The following is a 2,645-nucleotide window of genomic DNA, read 5'->3' on the forward strand; positions in this document are numbered from 1 at the left end:
GCGCGAGGCGCCGCGCCATCGGGTACGTACTGCTGGCCACCGCTCAGGTCCAGAAGCGCGAGATCGAGGAGGCCTGCAACACGGGTCTGCGCGCGGTCGAACTGCTCGGCACGCTGCGTTCCAACCGCGGGGCGGAGTATCTGGACGACTTCCAACAGCGCCTGGAGCCCTACCGGGACGAGCCGGTGGTACGGGAGTTCGGGGCGCGCATGGAGTTGCAGGCGGCGGCCTGAACCGCCGGACGGGCGCGAGGTCCACGCGGGAGTGAACGCGGGGTGAACGGAGGGCTGTGAGGCGAAAGGAGGCATAAACAGCGTCTTGGGGGGCGGATTCGTTACTGCCGCCCCCGGAGACGGCTGTCACGACCTGTGCTGCGTGGCATCGGGTTGTGGGGACCCGGTAGCGTGAACCGACGATTCCGAAGGTCCCCCATTCGTAGGAGTCCCGGTGACGCACAACGGACAGGGCGACGAGCCCTCGGCGCGGCCCGCGCACGAAGGCATCGTGCTGCCGTCCGACGGCGGCGAACCCCTCCTGCCGGGCCAGACGGGCGACCGCGCCGTTCCGGCGGGCGGTCAGGCCTGGGACCAGCCGTGGGGTCCGGGACCCGCACAGGGGGCCTCCCAGGAGCCCGGACAGGGTTGGAATCCGACCGGCGAATGGGGTAATGCGGGCCAGGACCAGGGCCAGGGTGCGCAGGCGCCCGGCTGGGGCACGCAGCACACGGGTACGGGCCAGGGCGGGGCCGCTCCGGCTTCGGGTGCCCCGGCCCAGGACGCGCCCCCGCAGATTTCGAGTTGGACCGCCGCCCAGGCGCCGGACGCGGGAGCCCAGGCTCCGGGCTGGGACGGGTCCGCCCCGGGCGCGGGTGCCGGTCCCGGTGCGCAGGGCGGATACGCCGGGCAGCCGTCGCAGTACGCCGATCCGACGGCCCAGTACGGGGCACAGGGTGCGGCGGGCGGCCCCTGGGGCGGCCCGCAGGCGCCGAACAGCGGCGGCGGCCAGCTTCCGCCGCAGAACCCCGGAGCGGGCTCCGTGCCCCAGCAGCGGTCGGCCGCCGGAGCGCCCCTCCCGCACGAAGGTGCGCCGACGAACGGGTACGGCGCCCCGCAGACTCCGGGTGCGTACGCTCCCGGGAACCCGCAGGCACACGGGCAGGGCCCTGCCGGGGCACCGGCTCCGGGTCCGTACGTACCCGAGAACGCGCAGGCACACGGGCAAGGCCCCGCCGGGGCGCAGGCTCCGGGTGGTTACGGCTACCCGCAGGCCCACGGTGGCCAGGCGGGGGCGCCTCAGCCTCACTCGCAGGGCGGTGCCGCCGAGTCGCAGGCTCCGGGTGGCTACGGGTACCCGCAGGGTTCCGGTGGCCAGGCGCCCGCGTCGTACGCTCCCGGCGGTCAGACTGCCGCGCCGCTGCCGCCAGTTGGTGCGGGTGCCGGTGCGATGCCCGTCGCCGCCATGGACGAGGGGGCGACCCAGTACCTGCCGCCGGTTCCCGCCGCGCCGGCCGTGGACGAGGGCGCCACACAGCTCCTTCCCCCGGTGGGCCCCGGTGCGCTGCCGCCCGAGATGCCTCCCGCGGGGGCGGCCCCCACGGCGATGTCCTCCGAATCCACGCGGTACCTCGGCCGGGTCCGGCCGGACGGGCCTGGACCGGTGTCCGGAGGCCCCGGCGCCGGACCCCTGCCGCCCGCCGTCGACCCCGACGCCCAGCCCACGCAGTTCATCGCGCCCGTACCGGCCCAGCCCGGCGCGGCGCAGTACGGGGTGCGCCCGGGCGTGCCCGAGGAACGGCAGCAGCAGCCGCCGGCCGAGTTCGACAACCTCTTCCGGGCCGACGCCGGAGGCTCCACGCAGCAGTTGCCCCGAGTCGACCAGCCGCGTGGGAGACAGGGCGCCGCGGCCGGCTTCGGCACCCCGAACCGTCCCGGTGCCCCCGGTGCCCCCGGTGGCCCGGGCGCGCCCGAGGGTCCCGCGGGCCGCGGCGCACGCCGGGGCGCGGCGGACGGTGACAACGGCCGCGGTGGCCGCACCCGTTCACGCGTGCCCGTGATCGCCGCGGTCGGCGTCGGCATCGCCGTACTCGGCATCGGCGCGGGCGCCCTGCTCAGCGGCGGCGGGGGCGACGACGGCGACGACAACAAGACGGTGGCGGCGACCGCGCCCGCCACGGACGACTCCGCCTCCGCGTCCGCCGACCCGGCCAAGGAGCAGGCCGTGGCCCTGGACAAGCTCTTGGCGGACAGCGGCGACAGCCGCGACTCGGTCGTCAAGGCCGTCGGCAACGTACGCAAGTGCGCCGACCTCGGCCAGGCGGCCACCGATCTGCGCAACGCGGCCAAGCAGCGCGACGGCCTGGTCACCAGCCTCGCGGACCTCTCGGTCGACAAGCTGCCGAACCACGCACAGCTCACCGCCGCGCTCAACAGCGCCTGGAAGGCCTCCTCCGCGGCGGACACCCACTACGCGGCCTGGGCCGACCAGACCGCGGGCAAGAAGGGCTGCCGCAAGGGCCAGGCCCGGAACACGGGCCAGACGGCGGCGGGCAACCGGGAGAGCGGCACCGCGACCACGCAGAAGGCCAAGGCCGCGAAGCTGTGGAACTCCATCGCCCAGACCTACGGACTTACGGAGCGCCAGCCCGG

At 75.8% G+C, this 2,645-nt stretch carries 1 protein-coding gene and 1 pseudogene; both read left to right on the top strand.

Annotation, left to right across the window (positions count from 1 at the left end; translation table 11 throughout):
- Nucleotides 1-233: pseudogene (locus tag AOK17_RS47545) on the top strand (transcriptional regulator); the annotation flags it as partial.
- A 214-nt stretch (nucleotides 234-447) separates the two neighbouring features.
- Nucleotides 448-2,645: hypothetical protein (locus AOK17_RS47550; protein WP_063997404.1), on the top strand; the 2,198-nt coding region annotated here is incomplete at its 3' end.

This window comes from Streptomyces phaeochromogenes (assembly GCF_001418655.1).
GTDB classification, from domain to species: domain Bacteria; phylum Actinomycetota; class Actinomycetes; order Streptomycetales; family Streptomycetaceae; genus Streptomyces; species Streptomyces phaeochromogenes.